This is a genomic window from Streptomyces sp. WAC00040, assembly GCF_056835925.1.
Window position 1 is genome coordinate 973,433 of sequence record NZ_JAKQZE010000003.1, and the last position, 26,249, is coordinate 999,681.

Sequence of the window (26,249 nt, forward strand, 5' to 3'; positions counted from 1 at the left end):
ACCGCCCCGGCAGCCGGGTGCACGGACAGGAGGCGACGGCTCGGCCGACCCGGCGCCCTACGCCGCCAGCGATCCCGGTACGACCGCCCCGGGACCGAACTTCGCGCGGGCCCGGTCCGCGACCTCCTCGATCCGGCGCGCCCGCTCGTCGGCAGGGTCGAACGTCAGCTGCCGCGCTGCCCGTTCGGCCGCCGTCAGGTCCTCGGCGCGCAGCGACAGCCCTCGCACCCTGGCCCGCTGAAGCCCGAGCGCCCGATGGAGCCCGTATGCGGCGTCGGCGATCGCCGCCGAGTGGGCGGTCGGCTCCCGCAGGGTGCGGGTACGGGTGGTTGTGGACCGGTCGGCATAGCGCACCGTGAGCGTCAGGGACCTGCAGACCTGATGCTCGCCCCGCATCCGCGAACCCAGCTCCTCCGCCAGCGAGAGCAGCGCCCGCCGGTGCTCGACCTGGTCCAACTCGTCGAGGTCGAAGGTCCGCTCGGCGGCCATCGAGCGTGAGAGGGCGTTCGGGACGACCGCCGTGCGGTCGATGCCGCGGGCCCGTTCCCACACCTCGCGCCCGGCCCGTGCGCCCAGGATCCGCTGGATCACGGCGAGCGGCACGCCGGCGACACGGCCGACGGAGTCGAGACCGTACGCGCACAGGGTGCGGGCGGTCACCGGCCCCACCCCGTCGAGCGCGGCGACCGGCTTGTCGGCCAAGAAGGCCGCGGTCCCCTCCTCAGTCACCACCAGGGTCGTGCCCGGCACCGCCTCGCGCGCGGCCATCCTGGCGATCATGGGTACGGGTCCGGCGCCGATGACGCAGTCCACGCCGCAGTGCGCGAGCGCCCGCACCCGCAGCAGGGAGGCGAGCTGCGCCGCGTCCCGCCCGAAGTACCGCTCCGCACCCCGGACGTCGACGAGCGCGGCGTCCGGCGGCAGCGCCTGGACGACGGGGCTGATGTCCTCCGCCACGGCGAGCAGCGCGGGCAGCGCCGCCTCGTACATGGGCGGCAGCAGGAAACGCACGTAGAGGATCATCCGGCACTCCCGGGACTCTGATGCCACAACTTCCTTCCGCCTGCCGCCGCTTCCCCGGCGGGCTTCAGATCCGCCCAGGGGTTGAGCTCGTAACCCGTCGGCAGCTGGATCCGGCGGCCGTTGTCCGATCCGGCCTCGCCGTCCGGCTCCGGCGCCGGGGCGGCCAGCCGGGCGGCGACCGCGTCGAGGCCGCCGGTGCGCCGCAGTTCCACCAGCTCCGCCAGATTCCAGGCGGCCGAGCCGACCACGCTGAGGCTGCGCGGCCCGCGCCGCTGCACCACACCGCGCACCAGCAGCAGCCAGGAGTGGAAGACGGTGTGGACGCAGGCGGCGTGGCTGTCGTCGAAGAAGGCGAGGTCCACCAGGCCGGTGCCGTCGTCGAGCGTGGTGAAGATGACCCGCTTGCCGGAGCGGATCGGCGGGGTCTGGGTGGCCGCCTTGGCACCCGCGACGAGCACCGTCCGCCCGTGCGGGGCATCGCGCAGCCGCTGCGCGCAGAGCACGCCGAGCTCGGCCAGGAAGGCATGGTGATCCGCCATCAGATGACGGGAGGCGTCCATGCCGAGCACGCCCAGTTCGGCGCTGAGGCGTTCCGCGTCCCCCAGGTCGGGCAGCCCGACCGGTGCGGTCTTCTGCCCCTGGGCCAGAGGGAGCTGGCTGCCGTAGGACGCGGCGCCGCGCTGGGTGCGGTGCAGTTCGGCGAGGTGCAGCAGCAGATCACGGCGGTTGGCGCCGAAGGCGTCGAGCGCGCCGACCTGGGCCAGCCGCTCGGCGACCGGACGTGAGGGGCAGGCCCGCTGCCAGAAGTCCAGCAGTGAGGAGTACGGCTGCCCCGCCTCGATGCGCGCCGCCTCCGCCTCGCTGATGCCGTGGACGTCGGAGAGCGCGAGCCGCAGCCCCCAACGGCCCCGTCCGGGACGGGAGCCGGCGGCAGTGCCGGAACCGGGATCCGAGCCGGGCCGGGCGCCGGGGCCAGGGCCGGTCCCGGCACCGGTCCGGGACGGCACATCATCAGACACCAGTTCGATTCGGTGGGCGACCGCCGACCGGTTCACATCCAGCGGCAGCACCGGCACCCCGCGCCGCCGCGCGTCCGCCAGCAGCAACCGCTTCGGATACATCCCGGGGTCGTGGGTGAGCAGCCCGGCGTAGAAGGCCGCCGGATGGTGCGCCTTGAGCCAGGCCGACTGGTACGTGGGCACGGCGAAAGCGACCGCATGCGCCTTGCAGAAGCCGTACGACCCGAAGGCCTCGACGATCTCCCAGGTCCGGCCGATCACCTCGGGCGCGTAGCCCTTGGCCCCGGCGTTCTGCGCGAACCAGGCCTTGATCTTCCCCTGCGACTCCGGATCGGAGAGACCGCGCCGCACCCGGTCGGCCTCGTCCCGGCCGCAGCCGGTCATGATGTCCAGGATCTCGATGATCTGCTCGTGGAAGACGACCACTCCGTACGTCTCCCGCAGCGGCCCTTCCAGGTCGGGATGCGGATAGCGGGCGGGTGCCCGGCCGTGCCTGGCCTCGATGAACGGCCGCACCATGTCGGCCGCGACCGGCCCCGGCCGGAACAGCGAGATGTCGACCACCAGGTCGCCGAAGGTCTCCGGCTGAAGCCGTCCCACCAGGTCGCGCTGACCGGGCGACTCGATCTGGAAGCAGCCCAGCGTCTCGGTCGACTTGATGAGCCGATAGGTGGCCGGGTCGCCCGGCGGCACGGCGTCGACGTCCACCTCCTCGCCGGTGGCCCTGCGCACCTCGGCGACCGCGTGCGCCATCGCCGACTGCATCCGCACCCCGAGGACGTCGAGCTTGAGCAGACCGAGCTCCTCCACGTCGTCCTTGTCGAACTGGGACATGGGGAAGCCTTCGCCGCTGGTCGGCATCACCGGCGTGCGGGTGAGCAGCGAGGCGTCGGAGAGCAGCACGCCGCACGGGTGCATGGCGACCCCGCGGGGCAGCGCGTCCAGTGCCTCGACCAGCTCCCACATCCGTTCCCGCTGCTTCGACTCCCTTGCCACCTCGCGCAGTTCCGGCAGCTCGGCCAGGGCCGCGCGGGCGTCGCGGGCCCGGATGTGCGGGAAGGACTTGGCAAGCTTGTCGATCTCCGCGGGGTCCATGGACAGGGCGGCACCCACGTCCCGGATCGCGTGCCGGACCCGGTAGGTCTCCGGCATGGCGACGGTCGCGACCCGCTCCTCGCCGAAGCGGCCGATGATCTCCCGGTAGACCTCGAGCCTGCGGGCGGACTCCACATCGATGTCGATGTCGGGCAGGACACGCCGCCGTTTGGACAGGAAGCGCTCCATCAGCAGCCCGTGCTCGACCGGGTCGGCGTGCGCGATACCGAGGACGTGGTTGACCAGGGAACCGGCCCCTGAACCGCGCGCCGCGACCCGGATGCCCATACCCTTCACGTCGTCCACCACCTGAGCGACCGTCAGGAAGTAGGAGGCGAAACCGTGGTGGGCGATGATGTCCAGCTCGTGGTGCATCCGCTCCCAGTACTCGCGCCGTCCGTCGTAACCACGCAGCACCATTCCGGCGGCGGCCCGGGAGGCCAGCACCCGCTGCGCGGTGCGGTACTCGGCGCCGACGAGGGCCGGCTCCGGGAAGTGGACACTGCCGATCCCGAGGTCGTCCTCGGGGTCGACCAGGCATTCGGCGGCCGTCTCCTCCGTCACGGCGAGCAGCCGGTGAGTGAGTTCGCGCCGGAAACCGGCGGCCTCCGCGACCCGGGCGGCGAGGGCGGCCATCGCCGCCGGGTCCTTCAGCCAGCGTTCACCGCTGTCGAGGCCCTTGCGCGGGTCGACCGGCACCAGGCGGCGGGCGGCGTCGAGGACGTCGGCGACCGGGCCCTGGCCGGGGTCGGCGTAGCGGACGGCGTTGGTGAGCACGGGCCGTACGCCCTGCTCGGCGGCGAGGCCGAGGGTACGGGCGGCATGGCGCAGCGAGCCCGGACCGGTACCGCCCCCGCCGTGGTGCACGACCTCCAGGCGCAGCCGGTCGCCGTACCGCTCCCGCCAGGGAACGAGCAGCTTGGCCGCACGGTCGGGCCGGCCGGCGGCCAGTGCCCTGCCCACCTCGGACGAGGGGCCGAGCAGCACGGTCAGCCCGTCGCCGTGGTTGTCGTCCCAGGGCAGCAGGGGGCTGCGCGGGTCGGTGGCGTGGGCAGCGGTGATCATCCGGCACAGGTCGGCCCAGCCGCGGCGGTCGCGGGCCAGGAAGACGGCGCGGGGCGCCGACTCGTCGACGAATGCCCCGCCGCGCACCGGCGTGCGGCGCCGCTCGGCGGGTCCCTCCTGTCGCGCCCGCTCTCCCACTGCGAGGTCCACACCGAACAGCGGCCGTACACCTTCCTTGGCGCAGGCGGTGATGAAACGGACCGCGCCCGCAAGTGTGTCGCGGTCGGTCAGCGCGAGGGCGTCCATGCCGCGCTCGGCGGCGCGGCCGGCCAGCCGCTCCGGGTGGGAGGCCCCGTACCGCACAGAGAACCCGGAAACGGTGTGCAGATGCGTGAAGTAAGGCATCCGCACCTCCTGAATCAGACGTTCTCACCTCCCCCACCTCCAACCATAGACCAGTTTCGAACATGCGTACGACACATTCCCGGAGCCTTCCCACAGCCCCGCCTTTCCGCTCCCGCGTGGCGGCAGTGAGGGCCCGCGGGACTACGGAGTGGCGCCCGGTCGCGGCGGGCCGGTGACGGTACGGCGGCCCGGCAGCGCCGCCGCCAGGAGCGCACCGGCCGCCGCCACGGCCGCGAGGACGGTCAGCGCCGGCCCCGTCGCCGGGACGGACATCACCACGGACCCCACCGGTCCCGCGTCCGGTGCGGCGAACGCCATCAGCGCGGTCGCCACGGCCACCCCCAGCGCCGGACCGATGTTCATGGCGGTCTGCTGGAGCCCGCCCGCGACCCCGGCGTGCTCCGGGGGCGCGCCACGTACGACGACCGCCGTCGCGGCGACCATCGCGGCGCCGAAACCGGCGCCCACCAGCAAGAAACCGACACCGACCGGCACCGCGCCCGCCGCCCGGTCGAGGCGGGAGAGGGCGAGGACGCCGACGACGAGGAGGGACATCGCCACCACGGTCGTGCGGCGTGGACCGTACCGCCGCAGCGCCACCGCGGACACCGGTGCGCCCAGGACCACCGCGACCGCACCCGGCAGTGCCCGCAGAGCACTGCGGAAGGGATCGAGACCGAGGACGTCCTGAAGGAAGTAGACACCGGCGAACAGGGCCCCGGACAGCACTGCCGACGCGCACACCAGCACCCCGAGCGCCGAGGCGACGGCGGCCGACCCGAGCATCTCCGGCGGCACCAGCGGGTCCCGGCCGCGCCGTACGTGCCGTACGAACGCGCCGCCTGCGACGACCACCGCGCCGCACCCCGCCACGGTCAGGGCCGCCCGGCCGGTGCCCGGCATGCCGACGAGCGTGTGCACGAGACAGACCAGGGTCACCGCGAGCAGGCAGGCCCCGACCGGGTCGAGCCCGGTCCTTGGCGCCGGGGCGGGCTCCGGGTCCCGCACGACGAGGACGAGCAGTCCGATCACCAGCGCCGGTGCGACATTGAGCAGAAAGACGGACCGCCACCCCAGCTCGGCGGCCAGCGCCCCGCCGACGACTGGCCCCGCGGCGGCCGCCGCTCCGATCGCGCTGGTGCGCAGCGCGATGGGCATGCCCAGCCGGTCGGGCGGAAAGGCGGCCCGCAGCATGCCGAGGGTGGCCGGCTGCAGCAGCGCGCCGAAGGCACCCTGCGCGACGCGCAGCGCGATCACCCAGCCGATGTCCGGCGCCAGGCCGATCCCGGCGGACGCGGCGCCGAAGCCCAGCATCCCGACGGCGAAGACGCGCCGGTGGCCGTACCGGTCCCCGATGCGCCCGGCGAGGACCAGCAGGCTAGCCACCGCGATCAGATAACCGGCGCCGGTCCACTGGATCTGTTCGAACGACGCTTGCAGATCCCGCTGCATGACGGGCTGCACGATGGTCAGCACGGTGCCGTCCAGGGCGACGACCGAGGCGCCGACGACACTGCCGGCGAGCATGACCCGCCGATGGGCCGCGCTCCGGCCCATGCTCGGGGCGGCGCTCCGGCCCGAGGCCGGGGCTCGCGTGTCCGGGTGCGTGCCCGTGCCCGCGCTTCGGCCCGCGCGGCCCGGCCTCGGGGCCGTACTCACCGGGGGGCCTGCCCGAGGTGGGCGTCCAGCACGGTGCGCAGGAGCGGTTCGACGTCGTCGGTGCCCGTCGCGAGCTGGAGGCTGCCCCAGCCCCAGAGCTGGGCGATGCCGTGCAGGTTCGCCCACAACGCGGTCGCGACGACCTGCGGCGGGGCGTCGCCGCGCCGCGGCCGCACGCGCGCCACCGCGTCCACGAAGGTGCCGAAGAGCGGCAGGCTGGTCTCCCGCAGACCGAGATGACCGCTCTTGAGGAGGTCGTGGCGGAACATCAGCTCGAACATGCCGCCGTCGGTCCGCGCGAAGTCCAGATAGAGACGGCACAGTGCGGCGACCCGGGCGCGGGGGTCCTGATCACGGCCGTCGACGATTTCAGCGGCCCTGCGCGCCAGGTCGGTGAAACCCTCCCGCGCGATCGCGGACAGCAGGGACAGGTGAGTCGGGAAGTAGCGGCGCGGGGCGCCGTGCGAGACCCCCGCGGTGCGGGCGATCTCCCGAAGGGAGAGCGCTTCCACTCCCCGGGCGGTCACCAGCTCGACCCCAGCGGCCACCAGCCTCGCCCGGAGACTCTCGTCGTGTTGCGTCGCAGCACTCATAGACACTGTCTACCGCAGTTGGTAGACAGTGTCTACTTCAGCCGTTCGGACGCTACCGCCTGCGCGGGCGGCGGGTGCCGTCGAGCGTTGGGCCATGGCACAGACGGCACAGGCGGACGGCGAGCCGCGCAAGGGGTTCCTCGACGAGGTCAAGGAAGCGGTGACCGTGCGGGCCGCGATCCTGGTCATCGGGGTGCTGGCGCTCCAGCTCGCGTTCATCACGTCGTACATCGGCGCCTTCCACCAGCCGAAGCCGCACATGATCCCGCTGGCGATCACCTCTCCCGACACACAGATCGCCGACGAGGCCCTGTACCTGTTCGCCCGGCTGCCGGGCGACCCTCTGGAACCACGCACCGTCGGCGACGAGGCGGCCGCCCGGCGGCAGATCCTGGAACGCGAGGTCGACGGGGCGCTCGTCATCGACCCACGCGGCACCACCGACCGCCTGCTGGTCGCGGGCGGCGCCGGGGGAGCGCTCTCCGAGGCGCTCGCCGCAGTCGTCGGAAAGGCGGAGCAGTCGCAGCAGCGCACGATCGAGGTCGTGGACATCGTCCCGGGCGCCCAGGGCGACGCGCGCGGCCTCTCCTCGTTCTACCTGGTGGTCGGCTGGTGCGTGGGCGGCTACCTGTGCGCGGCGATCCTCGCCATCAGCGCGGGGGCCCGGCCCGCCTACGGGGCGCGCGCCGTCATCCGGCTCGGCGCGCTGCTGCTCTACTCGATCACCGCGGGACTGCTCGGCACGGTGATCGCCGGCCCGGTCCTGGAGGCCCTCCCCGGCAGCGTCTGGGAACTGTGGGGTCTCGGCACGCTGCTCGTCTTCGCGGTCGGAGCGCTCACGCTGGCGCTTCAGGCACTGGCGGGGATCGTCGGCATCGGCCTCGCGATCCTGCTCGTGGTCGTCCTCGGCAACCCGAGCGCGGGCGGGGCCTACCCGTACCCGCTCCTCCCGCCGTTCTGGCGCACGATCGGCCCGGCACTGCCACCGGGAGCGGGCACGTATGCGGCGCGCTCCATCGCGTACTTCAGGGGGTACGGGGCGGGTGGACCGATGCTGGTGCTTGCCGCGTGGGCAGTGGCGGGCTCGGCGGTCACGCTGGCATACGCGGTGGCGCAAAAGCGCCGCGTGGAGGAGTCGACGCGGGGCGCAGGAACGGGGCGGGCCTGACAAAGTCGGCCCGTCCGGCGTTTGAGGACACAGCGCGAAGCGCGGTACCGGGTCCGGGCGGAGCCCGTTCGTGAAGGGGCGGGGTGGGGAACAGGCCCGCCGCAGGCGTCACGCCCCCGACCCGCACCCGACCCGCACCCGCCCCGCGCCCCCAAGAACCGCGGCCCCGCCCCCGCCAGGGCCATGTGGCAGCGGCGGGGCCGGGGCCGACCGGGCAGAAGAAAGAAGAAAGGCGTCAGCCGATTTCCGCGCCCAGGACCGACAACGCCTCCGTCACCGGCTGGAAGAACGTCTCGCCGCCCGAGCCGCAGTCCCCGCTGCCGCCCGACGTGAGGCCGATCGCCGCGTCGCCCGAGAAGAGGGAGCCGCCGCTGTCGCCCGGTTCCGCGCAGACGTTCGTCTGGATGAGGCCCTCGACGACGTCGCCGTTGCCGTAGTTCACGGTGGCGTCGAGGCCCGTCACCTCACCGTCGTGGACCTGCGTGGTGGAGCCGCTGCGCGTCACCTGCATGCCGACGGTCGCCTCGCCCGCCCGGGTGATGGCCTGGGTCCCGCCGTCGTAGAGGTTCACCTCGCTCGGGTGCTCCGTGGCGCCGTTGTACTTCACGAGCGCGAAGTCGTTGCCGGGGAACTGCGAGTCGACCATCGTGCCGACGGCCGGGCCGCCCGCCGAGTCGGACCACTCGCTGCCGGACTGCCCGCAGTGTCCGGCGGTGATGAAGTGCGGCTCGCCGTCCTTGACCACGTTGAAGCCGAGCGAGCACCGCCCGCCGCCCGAGTGGATGGCGTCGCCGCCGGCGATGAAGGGCCTGAACTCGCCCGCGGTCTTCTTGAGCTCCGCCTTGGCGCCGAGGCCCTTGACGACCTCCTGGAGCTTGGCCCAGTCGGCGCCTGCGACCGTGCGGTCCGCGGTGACGACGACCTTGTTGGTGACCGGGTCGGTCGCCCAGGACGTGCCGGGGATGGTCGCCTTGTCCGTGAGGGTCTGCCGGGCGCTCTTCAGTTCGACGAGGGTGTTCTCGACGACCCTGGCCTTGCCGCCCGCCTCGCGCACCGTCTGCGCCGCGTCCTCGCTGAGCACGTTCACGATGAGCGCCTTGGCCTTGGCGTCGTAGTACGCGCCGGCCTCCTCGGCACCCAGGTCCGCCCTCAGCGTGGCGGCGAGGTCCCCGGCCGCCGGCGCCGTGAGCGCCTTCACGTCGAACTGCGCGGTGCGGTCACTGGCGTTCGCGCTCTGGAATGTGACGCCCGCGGCAACGATGGCGACGACCGCGCCGCCCGCTACTGCCGCTTTCCTCTTGGGTATGCGTCGGTGCTTCAACTTCGACCTCCTGTGGGGGCCGCGCCAGGGGCAAGTGGGGTGCCCGGACGCGGAGGATGAGTCGCCCACTATTCCGAGGCGTCGCAGTCGCACACAAGGTCGACCACGGGACGGGCACACGACAACACTGCTGCGTTCACAGCCCCTTCACAGGATCCGGAAACCCGGACCGAATGCTCCCGGCAGTCGGCCGCTTGATGGGTAATCACCGGCCGGACGGGGAAGCTCATGATGTCTGCACGGGCATGTACGGCGAAGGGGGCGTTCGGGTGCGACGTCGGGTGCGCGCGTCGGACGGGCGGCATCTGATGGTGGAGCGTCTCGGCGATCCGCGCGGCAGACCGGTCTTCCTGCTGCACGGCACGCCGGGCAGCAGGCTCGGCCCCGCGCCGCGCGGCATGGTGCTCTATCAGCGCGGCACACAGCTGATCGCCTACGACCGTCCCGGGTACGGCGGTTCGGACCGGCTCGCGGGCCGCAGCGTCGCCGACGTGGCGCAGGACGTACGGGCGATCGCCGACGAATTCGGCCTGGATCGCTTCGCGGTCGTGGGCCGGTCCGGAGGCGCGCCGCACGCCCTGGCGTGCGCGGCCCTGATGCCGGACCGGGTGACCCGTGCCGCGGCACTGGTGACCCTCGCGCCCAGGGACGCGGACGGGCTGGACTGGTTCGAGGGCATGGCCGCGTCCAACGTCACCGAGTACACCAGCGCCTCCGACGACCCGGCCGGACTCGTGGAGCGGTTCACGCTGCGCTCCGCCGAGATCAGGCAGGATCCGGTCAGGCTGCTGAACGACCTGCGCAGGGAGCTCACCGACTCCGACCGGATGGTGGTCTCCGACGCCGGCGTCAGGTCCATGCTGCTGCGCAACTACCAGGAGGCGCTGCGGACTTCGGCGTACGGCTGGATCGACGACGCGCTGGCGTTCTGCAGCCCGTGGGGCTTCGACCCTGCGGACATCAAGAGCCCGGTGATGCTGTGGCACGGGGAGAAGGACGTCTTCTCCCCGGTGGGCCACTCGCGCTGGCTCGCCCAGCGCATCCCGGGCGCGACGGCCGTCCTGGAACCGGCCGCCGCGCACTTCGACGCCCTGCACGCGCTGCCCCGCATCCTCACCTGGCTGCTGGACGACTGACCGAGCCCGCCGGCCGGCGGCTGCGGGCCGGCGCGCCTGCGGTGCACGACGGCCCGCACCCTCACACCGCCGTCACACCGCCGTCACACCGCCAGCGGCTCGAGGTCGCGGTAGACGCGGCGTTCGTCCTTGGCGATGCGGGTGAGCGCGTGCTCCTCACCCAGCAGCCGCTGGAGTTCCTCGACCGTCTCCACACGCAGCTGGGCCGCCTCGTCCTTGCGCCCCAGCAGCCCGAGCGTGACGGACATGTTGGAGGCGATGCCGAGCACCTCCGGGTGGTGCGCTCCCAGGACCTCGCGCAGCCGGCCCACGGTCCGCCGCTCGATCGCCAGCGCCTCGTCGCAAAGGCCCAGGTCCGCAAGGGCGTTGGCGAGGTTGATCGTGCTGTAGAGGGCGTGCGGATGGTCCTCTCCCAGGACCTCGCGCATCACCTCGACCACGTCCCGCAGCAACCGCTCGGCCGTCTCCGGCGTTCCGCAGCCCCACTCGTAGATCCCGAGGTTGTTGATCGCCGCCAGGGTGTACGGGTGCCGCTCGCCGGGGACCTGCCGGTACTGGTCGACGACCTCCTGGGCCAGGTCCCTTGCCGCTACGGGCTCGCCTGCGGCGAACAGGTCCGCCGCCAGGTTGAGGTCGCAGGCCAGCGAGTCGGGGTTGGCGGAGGTGTACTTGGCGCGGTAGCGGTTGCGGGTCGCGGTCGTCAGGCGTCGCGCGTCCTCCAGCCGGCCGGCCCTGCGCAGCGACACCGCGAGGCTCTTGCCCGCGGCCAAGGTGCCGGGGAACGCCCGGCCGAGCTGCTCCTTGTAGACCTCGTAGGTGCGGCTGAGCACGGACACGGAGTCGTCGTACCGTCCGACCTCCCTGAGGTCGCGGGCGAGGTTCATCGCCGAGGAGAGCGTGTACGGGTGCTCCGGGCCGAGCACCTCCGTGCGCCGGTCGAAGACTTCCTGGTCGATCTCGCGGGCCCGCGCGTACTGCCCGACCATCCGCAGGTTCAGCGCGAGGTTGTTGGCGGCGGCGAGCGTGCGCGGGTGGGACTCGTGGAAGATCTGGCTGAACCCTTCGTGCGCCTCGGTCGCCAGTTCCATCGCCCTGCCGTACTCGCCGAGCGTGCCGAGGTCCATCGCCAGACCGCTGGTGGTCATGTACGTGTGCGGATGGGAGGCGCCGAGGACCGCGCGCTGCCGCTCCAGGGTCACCTCGTCGAGCTCCTTCGCCTCCACGTAACGGCCCTGGGAGCGCAGGATGTTGGAAAGGTGGAAGCGCAGGTACAGGTACTGGAGGTCGTCGTTGCCGAGCATTTCCTTCCACGCCTCGCGCAGATCGCTGGCGAGGGTGTAGGCGGTCTTCCAGTCGCCGCGCTTCCACAGGTAGCGCACCCGGTCGATCAGCAGCCTGCGGGTCTCCGGCTCCTTGCAGTACCTGGCCTCCGACGGACCCAGGTGAGGCCAGATGGTGTTGAACCGCGGCCAGGTCTCGGGGTTGTCTATCGGCTCGTCGTCGTCGGGCCTGGCCCCGGCGAGGATGCGGTGGACGGCGTGGCGCGCGTCCATCTGCTCCTCCTCGCTCAGCTGCGCCCTGATGACGGCCTGCACCAGGCGGTGCACCTGGATCGAGTTGGAGACCTGGTCGACCTTGGCGAGGGCGAACCGCCCGATCTCCCGGATGACCCGGCCCAGCACCAGCTTCTCCTGGAGGGAGGCGTCGTACGGCTTGAGCGCGTCGATCATCTCCTTGCTGTAGAGCAGGTTCGCGGAGATCGGCTCGGGTGCGAAGAAGGCGCACAGCTGAAGCAGCCGGACGGCCGCGGGAGAGCGCTCCTTCAGCCGCTCGATGGACACGTTCCAGGTCGCCGCGACCGGCTCCGGGTAGCCGGCGGGCTGGTTGAGCGCCAGCACGCTGGCGGCCTGCTCACGCAGTTGCTCCAGGTAGGAGGCGACCGGTGTTGCCGTCTCCGCTATCCAGGCCGCCGCCTGCTCGACGGCGAGGGGCAGGTCGCCCACGGCCGTGGCGACCTGGTCGGCGTCCTCGGCGCTCAGGCCCCTGGCGCGCCGCTGTATGTGCTCGATGGACTCCTCGCGCAGGAAGACGTCGACGGGCAGTGCGTCGCCGTACTGCGACCAGGTCTGGTTCCTGGAGGTGACCAGGACGTGGCCGGGGCCGCCCGCTGGGAAGAAGCGCTTGAGCTGCTCGGGGTCGTCGGCGTTGTCGAAGACCAGCAGCCACCGTGACGACGGCACTCCGCGCCGCAGCAGGTCGATCGCCTCCTGCGAGGCGGCGGCCATGTCCTCGCCGCCCTGCGCGCCGAGCCGGACGGCGAGCTCGGCGAGTCCGGCGACGACGTCGTCGGGCTGCTCCGAGGAGATCCACCACACCAGGTCGTAGTCGGCCATGAACCGGTGGACATACTCGAGGGCCACCTGCGTCTTGCCGACGCCGCCGAGTCCGTAGAGCGTCTGGGGCTGCGGAAGGACCGCGGCCACGGCCATGCCGCCGCCGAGCTGGTCGCGCATCCGCTCCAGTACGACGGAGCGGCCGGTGAAACCGGGGTTGCGGGGCGGCGCGTTCCAGATCTTGGGCACCGTTCCGGGGAACCGCGGTCCGGGCGACGACGGCTCGGGAAGCTGCACCGGACGGTCGAGCGCCCGCAGCAGGGCGCCGGTGGCGTGCACCTCGTCGAGCCGGAACAGGTCGACCGGGTTGCGGTCGATGTAGGGGGTGGTGAGGCGGACGTCGCCGACCCGTATCGGCAGCAGGTGGCGCCGCCCGCCGCTCGGGTCCTCCGCCGCCGCGCGCTGGAAGACCTCCACGGCCCGGGCCGACTTGAGGTAGGCGCTGGACAGCAGCACGACGGTACGCGCGGCGTTCTCCGCGGCGGCCGCGTCGACCTCCACGGGATCGTGCTCCGCGGACACGTCACGCGGCACGACCCGGAAGCCGGCTCTGCTGAGCACGTACTCGACCCAGTCGGCCCACATGCGGTTCTCGGCGACGTAGCTGAGGAACAGGTCGGCGGGCAGTGCGGGGCGCCGGCGGGTGAAGGCGTCCCTGATGCGCAGCCGGACGTCCTCGTTGACCGGCGGCATCGCGGTGACCTGGTGGTCGGTGACGACGGCGGTGAGGCGTTCGAAGGCGGAGAGCAGGGAGCTGGTGAGCCCGGCCTCGTCGCCGAAGGTCGCGAGCGTCTCCTCGTAGGCGTAGTAGGGCCGGTAGGGGATCTCCACCGCGCCCCAGTAGGCGGTGGCCTCCTCGCCGGTCAGGCCCGTGGGGAAGCGGTCGAACTTGAGGCGCGCGAGGGCCCGTCCGGCGTCCGCCTTCTCCTTCTCCCCCTCGTCGATGCGCATGGGGACAGGGAAGATCCGGATACCCCGGCCGCCGTACCGCTCGTCGATCTGCCGGGCGACCGCGGCGGCGCCGTCGATGGACTGGTCGCTGAGTGTGAAGCAGTCGACCAGGACGTCGGGCAGGTGGACGGTGCAGATGTCGGCGATGTCGCTGAGGCCGGTGCGGCTGTCGATGAGGACGTAGTCGTAGTTGGCCTTCATGTCGTCGCGCAGCGCGTCGAAGAAGTGCCCGCCGCCGAGCCGGTCGTAGAAGTTGTCCCAGTCGAAGGTGGACACGGTCGCGGAGTACTCGCGGTTCTGCTTGCCCGCGGAGACGAAGTCGAGCGTGCCGCCCTCGGGGAACTCCCAGCCGAGGCTCTCGGGGGTGAGGGAGACGGCGTGCGGCTGTATGCGCGCGTAGTCCAGGTGCCAATCGACGCGGCGCGGCTCGGGATTGGTCGCGGCCCAGGCGTACTCGGTGATCAGGTCGATGACACCGGTGGTGGCGCCCAGCGTGGAGGGGTCCAGGAACGGGTGGAAGAAGCGGTGCAGGCCGGGTGCTTCCAGGTCCCAGTCGACGGCCAGCACCCGCTTACCGTTCGCGGCGAGGATCCAGGCCACGTTGGCCATGGCCATCGTGCGTCCCGTACCTCCCTTGTACGAGTAGAAGGTGACGATGCGCCCGTCACGACTGGCTGTCATCCGTGTCCTCCGCATCAGGGGCGATGTCACGCACGTTCGGGACGTAGTGGGTGGTGCTGTACTCCGCCATCGGACCGCGCAGCCGGGGCCGTTCGCTGTGGCTGCCGCCGCCCGGCGGGGCCGGTGGGAAGGCCTCGGCGTGGCGCAGGTACTCCTGGGCGGCCGCCTCCGCGACCTGTGGCAGCAGGTGCCCGAAGGCCTCCATGCTGTAGACGCCCTTGGCCGCCGCCTGGCAGGCCGCCCGGCCGTGGCTCATCTGGTGCGGCATGGTGCGCTCCAGTTTCTCGATCAGATCGGCCTCCGCGTCGCGGCTGTCCGGGTCGTCGCGGTTCCAGGGGACGACGACGCTCACCCACGGGTGCGGATGAGCGTCGAACGCGGCAAGTTTGCGGCGCCGTTCCTCGTTCTCGAGGGCCCAGCGGTCGATGAGCAGGATCTCGGGGCGGGTCGGCGGCTGGCCTGCGGTCGGCAGCGGCTCGTGGTCGAAAGAGGAGACGGTCGGCTGGTAGTTGAGGGAGCGCACCAGGTCCTGCGCGACATAGGCCAACGGGCGGGCGGAGTCCGGGTGGTACGGGTTCCAGTCCTGTGACTGCTTGCCGTAGTAGTCGGCCGACCGGCCGGGCGGCAGATCGTGGCTCGTGGGCGCCGCGACGGTGACGTGCATGGGCCGCGGGCCGACGCTGGGTCTGCCGAAGGCGCTGGGCGCCTGGCGGAACTCGACGGGGCTGCCGGGGGCGAGCCGTATGGTGTCGGCGACGCTGACGATCCGTTTCGCCAGCTCGTAGACGGCTGCCTCGTACTCCTCCGCGAAGATCCGGAGCTTGATCAGCCCATAGAGGCCGTCGGTCACGTACCTGTCGCCGAAGGCGCGGTGGTTGAACTGCAGCCGCTCCGCGGGGCCCGGGAGTTGTTCGGGCGGCATCGGCACCCATAACGCCGGGACGATCGCCTCCGCGGGGCGGTTGCTCTTGGCGTGGTGGTAGATGGCCCGCTGGGCGAAGGCGTACCACTCCTTGCCGCACATCTCGCTGGCGAAGTAGCGGGGGGAGAAGAGCGGGACGAACACCCGGCAGCTGGCCAGCACTTCACCCAGCCGCTCCGACCAGCCCTCCCCCGAACGTATCTCCCGGTCCATGAAGCCGGCAGGTGCGCCGGCCGGCAGATCGGTCATGGCCATCACATGGCCGCACAGGTCGCGGAACAACCGCTCGACCCACATGTCGGGGTCAGGACCTCCCGCCCCGTACCGCGGTGTGTGCGCGTAGCTCAAGAAGAAGTACGGCCGATGGTCCGCCGCCCGCTGCGCTGAATTCGACACACGACCCCCGTCCTGCGTGAACGCCCGGACCGACACCCGCCTTCGGTGAAGGACGCGAGCGAAGTAATCATTCCGGAGCGAGTCACGCTCCATCCCCCCGCCGTTCGGTCAATCATCACCGCTTTTCGGTCATCCAACCCCTCGCGTGGTCGACCGCGTCCCTGATCGCGAACAGCCTTGCGATTCTTCCGCCGAGTTGTCCGCTTCGTTCCACTCCCCATGAGAAGGCGGCACCGATCGCCTCGAAATCGCTGTCGTCCAGCACGACATCGGTGTATTCGGTCCATTCGGAGCCGCCGTCCGGCCGCCGCACCACACAACGGTAGGTGCGCAGCGGAGATTCGACGCGGTATTCGGCGAGATGGAACGCGGTGCATTTGGCGAATCCAACGTTGATCATCAATACGTGCGCTCCGGCGCGGTCGAGCGCGCCGAGCGGTGAGCGCTCTCCGAGATGGCAGTCCAGCGGATGCTCGGCGACGAGTTCCGCCGCACGCCGGCCGAGCGCCGCGAACGATGTCTGCGGATGGGCGCTGCGCAGCGCCCCCGGGGCGGTCCGTACGGATTCGGCCAGCCGGCCCATCCCCTGAGCGGGCGTGGTGGCCGGGTCGAAGGCCGGCATGTCCGCCCGGAAGGCCGCCGCCTGCTCGGGTGTCATGCCGCGCACCCGGGCCAGGTACGCGGTCGAGGTGTCCGAGTTCTCCTCCGTGAAGGTCGGTACGACCAGGGTCCCCTCGGGGCCGAGGGCCTTGAGGAGCGCCTCCCGCAGCCGGCGGGCGCCGAGCCCGGTGGCGTGCAGGGAGGCATGGACGAGGAGCGTCATGCCGCTGCGCACTCCCAGGGCGCGCAGGGCCCGTAACGGTTCGCGGTCGCCTGGCGGATCAGCCATGGGCTGCCTCCTTCTGCAGAGCGGCGATGAGCCGCTTGCCGCTGACGGTCGGTTCCGGTGCGTCGCGCAGAGCCTTGAGGGCGAGGACGGCGTGGGCGGCGGCTGACGGTTCGAGGGGCGCGAGCAGGACGCGTTCGTACGCTCCGGCCAGCAACCGCGAGGCGGGCAGCGGCTCGTCCTGCCAGGGCGCCGGGTGAAGCCAGGCGCCGTCCTCGGCCAGGAGGTCGGCCACTTCCCCGATCGCGCGCAGTTTGGCCCGGGAGAAGCCCCGCAGCAGCGCGGCCGCCAGTTCCACGGGGCTTCCCTCCAGGCTGAGGCCCAGGGCGCCGTAGGCGTGCCGTCCGACCGAAGGACCTCCGCTCCGCAGGGGTGTCAGGGTAGTGAGGGAGGCCGCGATCTCGGCCGCCTGCCCCGGCGCCACGTCCCGCAGCAGGGCCCACGCCCGGGAGAGCGCAGCCGTGTCGGCCACGGCGCTCACCGGCTCGTCGTAGCAGTCCCGGAAGGGGTCGACGTCCTCCAGCACGAGCCCGGGCCAGCCCTCGAGTCCGGGACGCCGCGGGGACCGCCAGCCGGGCGCGGCCTCGCCGGGACGCACGCGTAGCGCCTCGCGTCCCGGCACGCTCACGAGCACTTCGTCGGGCCCGCCGACGACCTCGGCCTCGCACGGGCCGCCGTCGGCGGTCAGCCGGAGCTCGCCGAGGGTCGGCAGGACGAGCGTGCCGGTGGGGCAGCCCACCCGTACGGGGACGCCGAGCCGGCTCCGTACGGCGGCCGCGGCCACGTAGGACTCCAGGCGCAGGGCGAGTCCGACCGCGTCGGGGCGTTGCTCGCGCAGGGCGTCGAGGCAGGTGTGAAGCCAGGTGCGGGTGTAGGGGTGGGCGTAGATCTCGTCGAGGCCGAGCGATGTCTCCTCGATGGCCGACGCGAGTTCCCAGGCGGCCGACCACCGCTCTCCGCCGCGGCCGCCGAGCTCCTCGTTGAGCCGGGCGAGGGTGTAGCGGGTCAGGTCCTGCTGGAGGATGAGCAGCGCCTCCGGGTCGCTCACGGCCGGGGACGCGGTGGACTGCGCAGTGCGCTCCTCGATGCCGCGGACGAGCGCCTTGAGGTCGTTGCAGTACACGGAGGTGTTGTCGAAGCCGGAGCCCGTGGCGTAGCGGTGTGTGTAGAGGCCGCCGCCGCAGGAGCGGACGACCGGGCACTGACGGCACGTCCCGCTCACGCCCGCGAGGCCGAGTTGGCGTGCCTGGACGCCCGGGTGCAGGGCCACCTCGTCGAAGCGGTGCCGGAAGACGTCGAACCCGGTGGCGGCCGCGCCCTCGTAGGCGCTCTTCAGGGAGTCGACCTGCTCCAGGGTGCCGTCGGTCTCGACGACGACGAGGTCGGACGGGGCGAGGCCCAGGGATTCGGTGAGGCTGGGGCCGCCTGCCAGGGTGGAGAACACCGAGTCGAAGAGCCGCACCGGCACGGGTCGGCCCCGGGCGTCCCAGCGGTCGAAGACCTCGAGGATCCACTCGGCGTAGGCGGTGGGCGAGCCGTCCGGTCTGGCCGGCGGGTCGTCCCAGGTGGCGTGGGGCAGCAGGAAGTCGATGCGGGGAGGTTCGAGTTCGGCCAGGGCGTCGTACACGGCGACCGGGTCGTTGGCGACGTCGATGGTGCACAGCAGGCCGAGGTAGAGGTGGCGGTAGCGCTCCTGGCGGAGGAGGTCCACGGCCCGCAGGACGAGCGGGTGGCTGGTGCGGCCGTCCGCGTAGCGGCGGTGACGGTCGTTGGCGCTGCGGTCCCCGTCGAGGGAGATGCCGACCCGGACGTCGAATTCGTCGAACAGGTCGAGAAAACGGCTGCTCAGCTGAATGCCATTGGTGTGGATCCGTAAATCGAGCGCGGCGACCGGATCAAGGGCTGCGGTGAACTCCTCGCAGACGCGGCGCAGACGCTCAGGGCCTGCCAGCAGAGGCTCCCCTCCGTGCAGGATCACTGACACGGAGGGCAGGGCATGACTCTTGGCATGCTCGGCCAGTCGCAGAGCTGTCCAGGAATCGCTTCGTCAGAGATTGCCTTCGGGCGGGTACGCCAGCTCTGATCAGCGTGTTCATAGATGTAGCAATGATCGCAGGCAAGATCGCACCTGCTGTGGACCTTCACAACGATCTGCTGGAAGGGGACCAGTGTGGGTCCTGTCATTCCACCAGTCTAGGGCCGGTCCGATGCCCTGCGGAGCCCTCAGAGCGACGAGTTGAAGGTGGTGACGCGCAAACCGCGCGCTTCGGAAGCGGGAAGGACGCGGGCGAGCTTCTGAGCGGCATCGGCACCACGGACGTCGATCTGCGCCAGCGGAACACGATTCTTCTTCGCAGCGGCGAAGGATGCGGAGGAGTGAAGGGTCATCGGGGGGCCGTCCTTGATGTTGTGTCCAGCTCAAAGCTGTGTCTGCGGGGATACCACGCACCGTTGCGATGCCGGCGGCACGACTTTACTCTCATGGCCACTCTCAGCAACTCAGCACGGGGATAAGCAACAAAAGAGTTGCACCACATTCTCGCAGGGCCGCAAGGAACACGCGATTCCGCCTAATGAGTGAACACAAAACCGCAGACGGGGGTGTGTATGAGCGAGCTTTCCAGCCCTTTGCACAGCATGGTCTTCCGCAACGGCGATCTACCGGTTCTCTACCACCGCACGGACGCCATCGCCGTCGCCCGCCAGCGGGAGGCCGTCACGGCCACCCGGTCCCAGCTGCTCCTGCTGGTGGCAGGCGCCGCTCTGGCCTCGCTCCCCGCCTCGCTGAAGGTCGGCGAGTCCTTCCAAGTCGCCGCCTTCTTGAGCGCGTTGGCGTACGCCGGGGTACTCGTGCTGGGGTACCGCTCCTCCCGGCGTCGAGCAAAGTCGCACTGGCAACTGAACCGCTCCGCAGCGGAGTTCATCAAGTCGATGTGCTGGCGGTACGCGGTGCACGGCGCTCCCTTCGACTCGCATGTCGTTGACCGTGGTGCCGATGACCTGTTCTCCACCCGTCTGGAGGAAGGGTTAAGGGAGTTGGCCAAGGTCGGCTGGGAGGATCCGCGCACGGGGGACGGGGAGTCCGCGGCGGGCGACCTGATCACCACCCCGATGCGCCGCCTGCGGGCCAAGCCCTTCAGCGTCCGCAAGGAGACCTATGTCAGGGACCGGTTGATCGAGCAACGCAACTGGTACCACCGGCGTACGGAGATGTCCCGTCGCGCGACCGCGCTCTGGTCCGCGTCGATCGCCCTGCTCACCCTCTTCGCACTGTTCTTCGCGACGCTGCGCACCTTCTCCGTGGCGGACTCCTTCCACGCCCAGGGCGTGCTGTCCACTGCCGCCGCTGCGTGTCTGGCCTGGGGGGAGATCCGCCGCCACCAGCCGTTGATCGCCGCCCACTCGCTCGTGGAGGAGGACCTGGCGGCCATGCACACGGCCATGGAGACGACGGTGACCGACGCCCAGTGGCCCTCGGCCGTCTACGAGACCGAGCGCATCGTCTCCCCGCAGCACACCGACTGGCTGGTCAGACACCGTAGTTGAGCCTCGGCCGGAGGCGCGTGTCAGTCCCTCTCGAGGCCCTCGCGCCAGATCACGGTCACGGGTTTGCCGAGGTCCCTGGCGTACCGCACGATGTCGCCGGTCCCGCCGTGCCCCCGGGCGGGCAGCCCGTCCCAGACCGCGAGAAGCCGGTCGCAGTGGTCGGCGATGTAGGCGCCGGCCGCGTAGTAGGCCTCGTCGGTCGAGTACGGGAAGGCCAGCCTGACCTCCCGGGTGGCCAGGGCCTTGAGCCGGCGGTAGTGGGCCAGTTCCTCCGGGACCGTGAAGCCCTGTTCGTAGTCGCCGCTGGGGATGACGGCGGTCAGTTCCGCGCCGCAGTCCAGGGCGATGTCCGCGAAGAGCTGGTCGGCACCCACCGCGAGACTCGACAGGGCCTCCATCGAGCCCTGATGACCGCACAGCACGGCGCGCATCCCGGCGCGGATATGGGCACGGGCCTCGGCCGGGATGCCTCGGTGGCCCGTCACTCCGATGCGTTTCACTGCGTCGCAACCCCCGTCACTGCGCTCCCCCGCCGTCCTGACATCCTCTCAAACCAGGACCATACGTCGAGCCCTCGTCCTGTCATACGGACGAGGGCTCGACGGTCTCAGGCTGCCGTGCCGGGCACGACGCGTCAGTAGACGCTGACCCCGTAGCGGCTCAGTGCCTCGGTGACCGGCTGGAAGAACGTCGTACCGCCGGTGCTGCAGTTGCCGCTGCCGCCGGAGGTCAGGCCGATCGCCCGGCTGCCGGAGTAGAGCGGGCCGCCGCTGTCGCCCGGCTCCGCGCAGACGTTCGTGCGGATCATCCCGTAGACGATGTCGCCGCCGCCGTAGTTGACCGTGGCGTTGAGGCCCGTCACGGTGCCGCTGTGGGTGCCCGTGGTGGACCCGCGGCGGGTGACCGACATACCGACGGTGGCGTTGGCCGCGCCGGTGATGTCCGTGCCGCCGACGGTGCCGGGGTGGGACAGCGACGTGTTGGAGTAGCGGACGATGCCGTAGTCGTTGCCCGGGAAGCTCGAGCCGGTCGTGGGACCGATGCTCGTGGTCCGCGAGGAGTTGGTGTACCAGGTGCCCGCTCCGTCGGTGCAGTGACCGGCGGTGAGGAAGTAGTAGGTGGTGCCGCTTCGGACGTTGAAGCCCAGCGAGCAGCGCCAGCCGGACGCGTAGACCGCGTCGCCGCCGGAGATCAGCTTGGAGAAGGTGCCGGGGGTGCGTTCGACGCGCAGTGCGCCGGCATTGGTTCCGGCCTCGCGCTTGATCTTCGCTATCTCGGCCCGGGAGACGGTGCTGTCGGCCGTGACGACGAGCGTGCCGGTGGCCTCGTCGACGTGCCAGGCGGTACCGGGGACGTCCGCCTGGAGCACGGCGTCGCCCGCCGCGGTGAGCTGGTGCGCGCTGTAGGTCCGTGTCTCTTCGGCGTTGGCGGTGGGGACGGCCAGGGCCGCGGCGGCTGTCAGGCCGGTGGCGACGGCGAGCAGCCGGGTGCGTCTGGCGGTGGTGGGGGTGCGGGGGGTGGTGCGCTTGGTCCTCACTTGTCATTCCTCCAGAGGGGAATCAGGGGCCCGCAGTGGGGGTGCCGGGCCCGTGAGGCGCGGCCCTGAGGCCGGCGCTGTGGGGGAGTTTCAAGCCATACGGCCACATGCCCGCAAGGGTGCTTTCGGGCCGTACGGCTTCCCCGCCGCGCAGGGCGGCGGGAGCACGGGGAGGTCAGTAGAGGCTGACCCGGTACTTGGCGAGGGCCTCTGTCACGGGCTGGTAGAACGTCGTGCCGCCGGTGGTGCAGTTGCCGCTGCCGCCGGAGGTGAGGCCGAGGGCCTTGGTCCCGTCGTAGAGCGCGCCGCCGGAGTCGCCGGGTTCGGCGCAGACGTTCGTCTGGATCATGCCGCGGACCGTGCCACCGCCGGAGTAGTGGACGGTGACGCCCAGGGCGGTCACGGTGCCGCTGCGGGTACCGGTGGTGGAGCCGGAGCGCCTGACGGACTCGCCGACGTAGGCTTCGGCGGCGGTGAAGCCGCCGGTGTGGCTGAGCGAGGTGTTGTCGTAGCGGACGAGGGCGTAGTCGTTGCCCGGGAAGCTGGACCCGACGGTCGGCCCGATGAGCGTGGACTGCGCGGAGTTGGCGTACCAGGTCGGCACCTCGTCGCCGCAGTGGCCGGCGGTGAGGAAGTAGTACGTGCTGCCGCTGCGCACGTTGAAGCCCAGCGAGCAGCGGTATCCGCTTCCGTAGATGGCGTCGCCCGCGCCGAGGAGCGGCTTGAACACTCCGGGCGTGCGCTTGACCGTGATCGCGCCGGCGTCCGCGGCGGCGGCCGAGCGGATCGAGGCGATCTCGGTGTCGGAGACGGTGGAGTCCGCGGTGACGACGACACGGCCGAGAGTCCGGTCGACGTACCATGCGGTCCCCTCCACACCGGCCGCGAGGACTGCGGCGTCGGCACGGGCAAGTTGGGCCGCCGGGGCAGGGCCGTGCGTGGGGGTGGCCTGGGCGGTGGACGGCGCGACGGCGGCGGTGACCGCCAGGGCCGCGCTCGCGGCGAGCAGTGCTCTGGTGCGGTTGATCCTCACTGTGCTCCTCCTGGGAAGAGGGGAAGAGCCCGCGGTGGCGGGCCCGTGAGGCGCCGGCCAGGATGGCGTGTTCCTGACATGCACTGCCAGAGATAGTGGCTCCCGGGGACCGGACACACAAGACCGCGGGACGGACGGATCACTTCCGCCGCCCCGCGGGCACCGACAGGTGGGTGACGGTGTGTCAGCAGTCGCAGCCGCAGTCCGGGCAGTCGCAGTCGCGGCAGCAGCCCTCGCGCTTCTTGCGGGACCAGGGGCCTTCGTACTCCTTGGCGCAGCACAGCCGGCAGGTGCAGCACAGACCGATGAAAACGGCGCAACCGGCCCAGAACCCCCGGCGCGGCGGGCGCCCCTGGTGCCCTCCTGGACCGGGCGGCATCCCGCCGGGGCCGCCGGGCGCCCCCGCCCCGCCGCCGTAGGGGCCACCGCCGTACGGATTCGAGCCGTACGGATTCGAGCCGTACGGATTCGAGCCGTACGGGCCCGCGGTGCCACCCTCGTACGGATTCCGAGGGCTCCCGTGCGAGGGCGGCTGGGCCCCGTACCCCTGATGCGCGCAGGTGGCGGTGCCGAATGCCCGGTCGACGGAGGTGCGAAGTTCGTGCACGAGGAGGACATGCACCAGCTTGTCGTCGACGAAGTGCGCGTCCCGCAGCGCCAGCCGGATCCCGTGGAGCGCGTCGTCGGCGAGCCGGCGCGCCTCGGTGAGCGAGGTGCCTGTGGCCGTGAGCGGGTTCCACGCACCCGACACTACGTCAGCTTGCCTGTCCTCCACGGCATCCAGCAGATGCGCCAGCCGGCCGAAGAGCCGCCCGGCCTCGGCGAGCGGTGCCGCGTTCTCGGGGAGGCCGGCGAGCACGGCGGTGTGCGCGAAGGCGGCCGCCGTCGCGGTCTCTGTCGGCTCCGTGACCGTGAGGACCGGCGTGCCGGGCCCGGCCAGCGTCTCGAGCCCCGCCTGCCGGTCGACGGCCTCCAGCAGCACCGCCGTGTCGAAGCCGAGCGCGGTGCCCGAGCGTGCGCCCGCCCTGTCCCAGCCGCCGGCGATCCGGCGGGCCGCGGCGGCCACGGGCTTGTGGGCCAACACGCCGTCCCCGTCGGCGACGTGGTCGCGGATCTTCGCGGAGGCGAGGACCAGCGAGACGGCGGCGGCCAGGCGCGCGCCCTCGCCGCGCGCGACGGGAGCGGTGCGCATGCCGCGCAGCGGGCAGGGCCCGGCCGTACGGCGTTGCGCCGGCGTGCGCTCGGCCTGAGCCTCCGTCAGGACCGAGACGATCAGGCCGTCGTAGTTCGTCACGACACGGGCGAACTGTCCGTGGTCCGCGCGAAGTGCCAGACACAGCCCGCACAGATGGGCCATCCACTCGGCCTTCAGACCGTCCGTGAGCCGGTGCGAGCATGGTCTGACGATTCCGAACACGACGGCCCCCCGCGAGTCGCTGAGATGTGCGGTGGGCATCGTATCGACCCGGCCGTTCACCCGTACGTCCCCAAGGTCACCCGTCCGGCCCGACTTTTATATTTTCATCCCGTCATGCCCCCTACAGCGCCCGGACCTTGACGAATCGCCACAACTTCTGCACCAGTACCGTCACGAATCCCCTGCGCGGCGACTATCCACTTGGCGCCCGATCCGCATCATGGACGACGATAGGGGATATGCGGAACGACAAGTGACCGCGATGAAAGGAGGCGTCCATGGGATCGGTGCGTAAGGCGAGCGCCTGGCTGGGACTCGTCGAGGACGACGGGCGTTACTACGACGACGAGTACGCCGAGGGTGCTGAGACGGGTGACGCATGGGTCACCGACCCGCGGGTGCGTGTCGCCTCCGAGTCCGCGCAGCAGGAGGGCCGCCGGATCGCCACCGTCTCCCCGGACGGCTTCCGTGACGCCCGTGGGATCGGCGAGCTGTTCCGGTCCGGTGTTCCCGTCATCGTGAACCTGACGTCGATGGAGCCCGGCGACGCCAAGCGGGTCGTGGACTTCGCCGCGGGTCTCGCCTTCGGACTGCGGGGCTCCATCGAGCGGGTCGCGACGCGGGTCTTCCTGCTGACCCCCGCCGACACCGAGATCGTCAGCGGCGACCCTGCGGGCCGTTCGCAGGACGGCTTCTTCAACCAGAGCTGAGTGGGGGCACCTCCCGGCGGACGGCCGGGGGAGCTCGCCGGTCCCGCCGGGCCGCGCCGGCCTATCGGAAGGCGTCGAGACCGGTGAGCGCCTTGCCCAGCACGAGCTGGTGCATCTCGACGGTGCCCTCGTAGGTCAGCACCGACTCGAGGTTGGTCGCGTGCCGCATCACGGGGTACTCGAGCGAGATCCCGTTCGCGCCCAGGATGGTGCGGGAGGTGCGGCAGATCTCGATCGCCTCGCGCACGTTGTTGAGCTTTCCGAAACTGACCTGCTCCGGCCGGAGCTTTCCCGCGTCCATCCGCACACCGAGGTGGTGGGCGAGCAGGATCCCCTTGTGCAGTTCGACGGCCATGTCCGCGAGCTTGGCCTGAGTGAGCTGGAACCCGCCGATCGGCCGGCCGAACTGCTCCCGTGTCCGCGCGTACGACACCGCCGCCTCGAAGCTGGAGCGCGCGGCACCCATCGAGCCCCACACGATTCCGTAGCGCGCGTGGCTCAGGCAGCTGAGCGGTCCGCGCAGCCCGGTGACGTCCGGGAGGACCGCGTCGGCGGGCAGCCGGACCTCGTCCATCACGAGCTCGCTCGTCACGCTGGCGCGCAGGGACCACTTGTGCTTGATCTCCGGCGCAGAGAAGCCCGGGCTGTCGGTGGGCACGACGAAGCCGCGGATGCCGTCGCCGGTCTGCGCCCAGACGACGGCCACACCGGCCACGGAGCCGTTGGTGATCCACATCTTGCGGCCGGTGAGGACCCAGTCGGAGCCGTCGCGCGCGGCGCGGGTGCGCATGGCGGCCGGGTCGGAGCCGTGGTCGGGCTCGGTCAGACCGAAGCAGCCGATGATCTCGCCCGCGGCCATCCCGGGCAGCCAGCGCTGCTTCTGCTCCTCGGATCCGAAACGGTGGATCGCGTACATGGCGAGCGAGCCCTGCACGGAGACGAGGGAGCGGATGCCGGAGTCCGCGGCTTCGAGTTCGAGGCAGGCCAGTCCGTACTGGACGGCGGTGGCGCCCGCGCAGCCGTAGCCCTCGAGCGACATGCCGAGTGCGCCGATGGAGCCGAGTTCCTTGGCGAGGTCACGGATGCCGGGGAGTTCGCCGCGCTCGTACCAGTCGGCGATGTGGGGCATGACGCGGTCGGTGGCCCAGGCGCGGACGGTGTCGCGGATCGCGAGGTCCTCGTCGTGAAGGAGGTCGTCGATGCCGAGCGGGTCACCGGGATCGAAGGGCGGAAGCTTCGACGTTGCGGACATGACCTGACCTCCGGCGGCTCTGGCACTGGACGTCTCCCCCGGCGTGGGCCGTGCGGGGAGGAATGGTGGCGCGGCCGAAAACTAGCAGTGCTAGTCAGCGG

The 26,249-nt window shown here is 71.6% G+C and carries 18 protein-coding genes and 1 pseudogene; 4 read left to right on the forward strand and 15 right to left on the reverse strand.

The features are described 5' to 3' along the window. Positions 1-57: 57 nt before the first annotated feature. From MDN94_RS29950 to MDN94_RS29965, 4 genes are all read right to left on the reverse strand, one after another. On the reverse strand, positions 58-1,023 hold the full coding sequence (locus tag MDN94_RS29950; protein ID WP_482728962.1) for a DNA polymerase Y family protein: 966 nt from the start codon (positions 1,021-1,023) through the stop codon (positions 58-60). Then, entirely contained in the window at positions 1,020-4,547 is a 3,528-nt protein-coding gene (locus MDN94_RS29955; RefSeq protein WP_482728963.1) for a DNA polymerase III subunit alpha, read from the reverse strand. Before MDN94_RS29955 ends, MDN94_RS29950 begins: the two co-directional genes overlap by 4 nt. Before the next feature lie 141 nt (positions 4,548-4,688). Beyond that, on the reverse strand, positions 4,689-6,074 hold the full coding sequence (locus tag MDN94_RS29960; RefSeq protein ID WP_482728964.1) for an MFS transporter: 1,386 nt from the start codon (positions 6,072-6,074) through the stop codon (positions 4,689-4,691). A 128-nt stretch (positions 6,075-6,202) separates the two neighbouring features. After that, entirely contained in the window at positions 6,203-6,799 is a 597-nt protein-coding gene (locus MDN94_RS29965) for a TetR/AcrR family transcriptional regulator (protein ID WP_482728965.1), read from the reverse strand. Positions 6,800-6,893: 94 nt separating this feature from the next. On the opposite strand from MDN94_RS29965, the gene MDN94_RS29970 reads away from it, so the two are divergent. After that, positions 6,894-7,967 (forward strand): DUF3533 domain-containing protein, encoded by a 1,074-nt coding sequence (locus MDN94_RS29970; RefSeq protein WP_482728966.1) that lies wholly within the window; start codon positions 6,894-6,896, stop codon positions 7,965-7,967. A 235-nt stretch (positions 7,968-8,202) separates the two neighbouring features. Here the strand turns inward: MDN94_RS29970 and MDN94_RS29975 are convergent, their stop codons facing one another. Beyond that, entirely contained in the window at positions 8,203-9,288 is a 1,086-nt protein-coding gene (locus MDN94_RS29975) for a S1 family peptidase (RefSeq protein WP_482728967.1), read from the reverse strand. Positions 9,289-9,557: 269 nt separating this feature from the next. Between MDN94_RS29975 and MDN94_RS29980 the strand changes: the two genes are divergently transcribed. Continuing rightward, positions 9,558-10,424, forward strand: a complete 867-nt coding sequence (locus tag MDN94_RS29980; RefSeq protein WP_482728968.1) for an alpha/beta fold hydrolase — start codon at positions 9,558-9,560, stop codon at positions 10,422-10,424. Between the two features lie 83 nt (positions 10,425-10,507). Here the strand turns inward: MDN94_RS29980 and fxsT are convergent, their stop codons facing one another. From fxsT to fxsA, 5 genes and pseudogenes are all read right to left on the reverse strand, one after another. Further along, positions 10,508-14,449: an FxSxx-COOH system tetratricopeptide repeat protein gene (fxsT, locus tag MDN94_RS29985; RefSeq protein WP_482728969.1), complete on the reverse strand. Its 3,942-nt coding sequence runs from the start codon at positions 14,447-14,449 to the stop codon at positions 10,508-10,510. Next, positions 14,433-15,767, reverse strand: a complete 1,335-nt coding sequence (locus MDN94_RS29990; protein ID WP_482728970.1) for a TIR-like protein FxsC — start codon at positions 15,765-15,767, stop codon at positions 14,433-14,435. Before MDN94_RS29990 ends, fxsT begins: the two co-directional genes overlap by 17 nt. Before the next feature lie 115 nt (positions 15,768-15,882). After that, positions 15,883-16,656, reverse strand: coding sequence for an AAC(3) family N-acetyltransferase (locus tag MDN94_RS29995; RefSeq protein ID WP_482728971.1), 774 nt, complete (start codon positions 16,654-16,656; stop codon positions 15,883-15,885). Beyond that, positions 16,649-18,837, reverse strand: a pseudogene (gene fxsBH / locus MDN94_RS30000) (radical SAM/SPASM protein FxsBH, inactivated beta-hydroxylase extension form). Before fxsBH ends, MDN94_RS29995 begins: the two are co-directional and overlap by 8 nt. Positions 18,838-18,876: 39 nt before the next feature. Then, positions 18,877-19,041 carry an FxSxx-COOH cyclophane-containing RiPP peptide gene (gene fxsA / locus MDN94_RS30005; RefSeq protein WP_441266554.1) on the reverse strand — a complete coding sequence of 55 codons (165 nt, stop codon included), beginning with the start codon at positions 19,039-19,041 and terminating at the stop codon, positions 18,877-18,879. 249 nt (positions 19,042-19,290) lie between these two features. Between fxsA and MDN94_RS30010 the strand changes: the two genes are divergently transcribed. Further along, positions 19,291-20,199, forward strand: a complete 909-nt coding sequence (locus MDN94_RS30010; protein ID WP_482729120.1) for a DUF4231 domain-containing protein — start codon at positions 19,291-19,293, stop codon at positions 20,197-20,199. Positions 20,200-20,219: 20 nt separating this feature from the next. On the opposite strand, the gene MDN94_RS30015 is transcribed toward MDN94_RS30010, so the two are convergent. The 4 genes from MDN94_RS30015 to MDN94_RS30030 all read right to left on the reverse strand — a co-directional run bounded on the left by MDN94_RS30015 (position 20,220) and on the right by MDN94_RS30030 (position 24,186). Further along, a complete protein-coding gene (locus MDN94_RS30015; RefSeq protein ID WP_482728972.1) occupies positions 20,220-20,699 on the reverse strand; it encodes a hypothetical protein in 480 nt (159 codons plus the stop codon). A gap of 134 nt (positions 20,700-20,833) precedes the next feature. Beyond that, the gene (locus MDN94_RS30020) at positions 20,834-21,736 is read right to left on the reverse strand and encodes a S1 family peptidase (RefSeq protein ID WP_482728973.1); all 903 of its coding nucleotides are present in this window, start codon (positions 21,734-21,736) and stop codon (positions 20,834-20,836) included. 175 nt (positions 21,737-21,911) lie between these two features. Next, the gene (locus MDN94_RS30025; protein WP_482728974.1) at positions 21,912-22,769 is read right to left on the reverse strand and encodes a S1 family peptidase; all 858 of its coding nucleotides are present in this window, start codon (positions 22,767-22,769) and stop codon (positions 21,912-21,914) included. Positions 22,770-22,953: 184 nt separating this feature from the next. After that, the gene (locus MDN94_RS30030) at positions 22,954-24,186 is read right to left on the reverse strand and encodes a DUF5685 family protein (protein WP_482729121.1); all 1,233 of its coding nucleotides are present in this window, start codon (positions 24,184-24,186) and stop codon (positions 22,954-22,956) included. Positions 24,187-24,464: 278 nt separating this feature from the next. Between MDN94_RS30030 and MDN94_RS30035 the strand changes: the two genes are divergently transcribed. Then, positions 24,465-24,896, forward strand: a complete 432-nt coding sequence (locus MDN94_RS30035; RefSeq protein WP_005319308.1) for a cell division protein SepF — start codon at positions 24,465-24,467, stop codon at positions 24,894-24,896. Between the two features lie 61 nt (positions 24,897-24,957). Here the strand turns inward: MDN94_RS30035 and MDN94_RS30040 are convergent, their stop codons facing one another. Then, on the reverse strand, positions 24,958-26,148 hold the full coding sequence (locus MDN94_RS30040; RefSeq protein WP_482728975.1) for an acyl-CoA dehydrogenase family protein: 1,191 nt from the start codon (positions 26,146-26,148) through the stop codon (positions 24,958-24,960). Between the last annotated feature and the right edge of the window lie 101 nt (positions 26,149-26,249).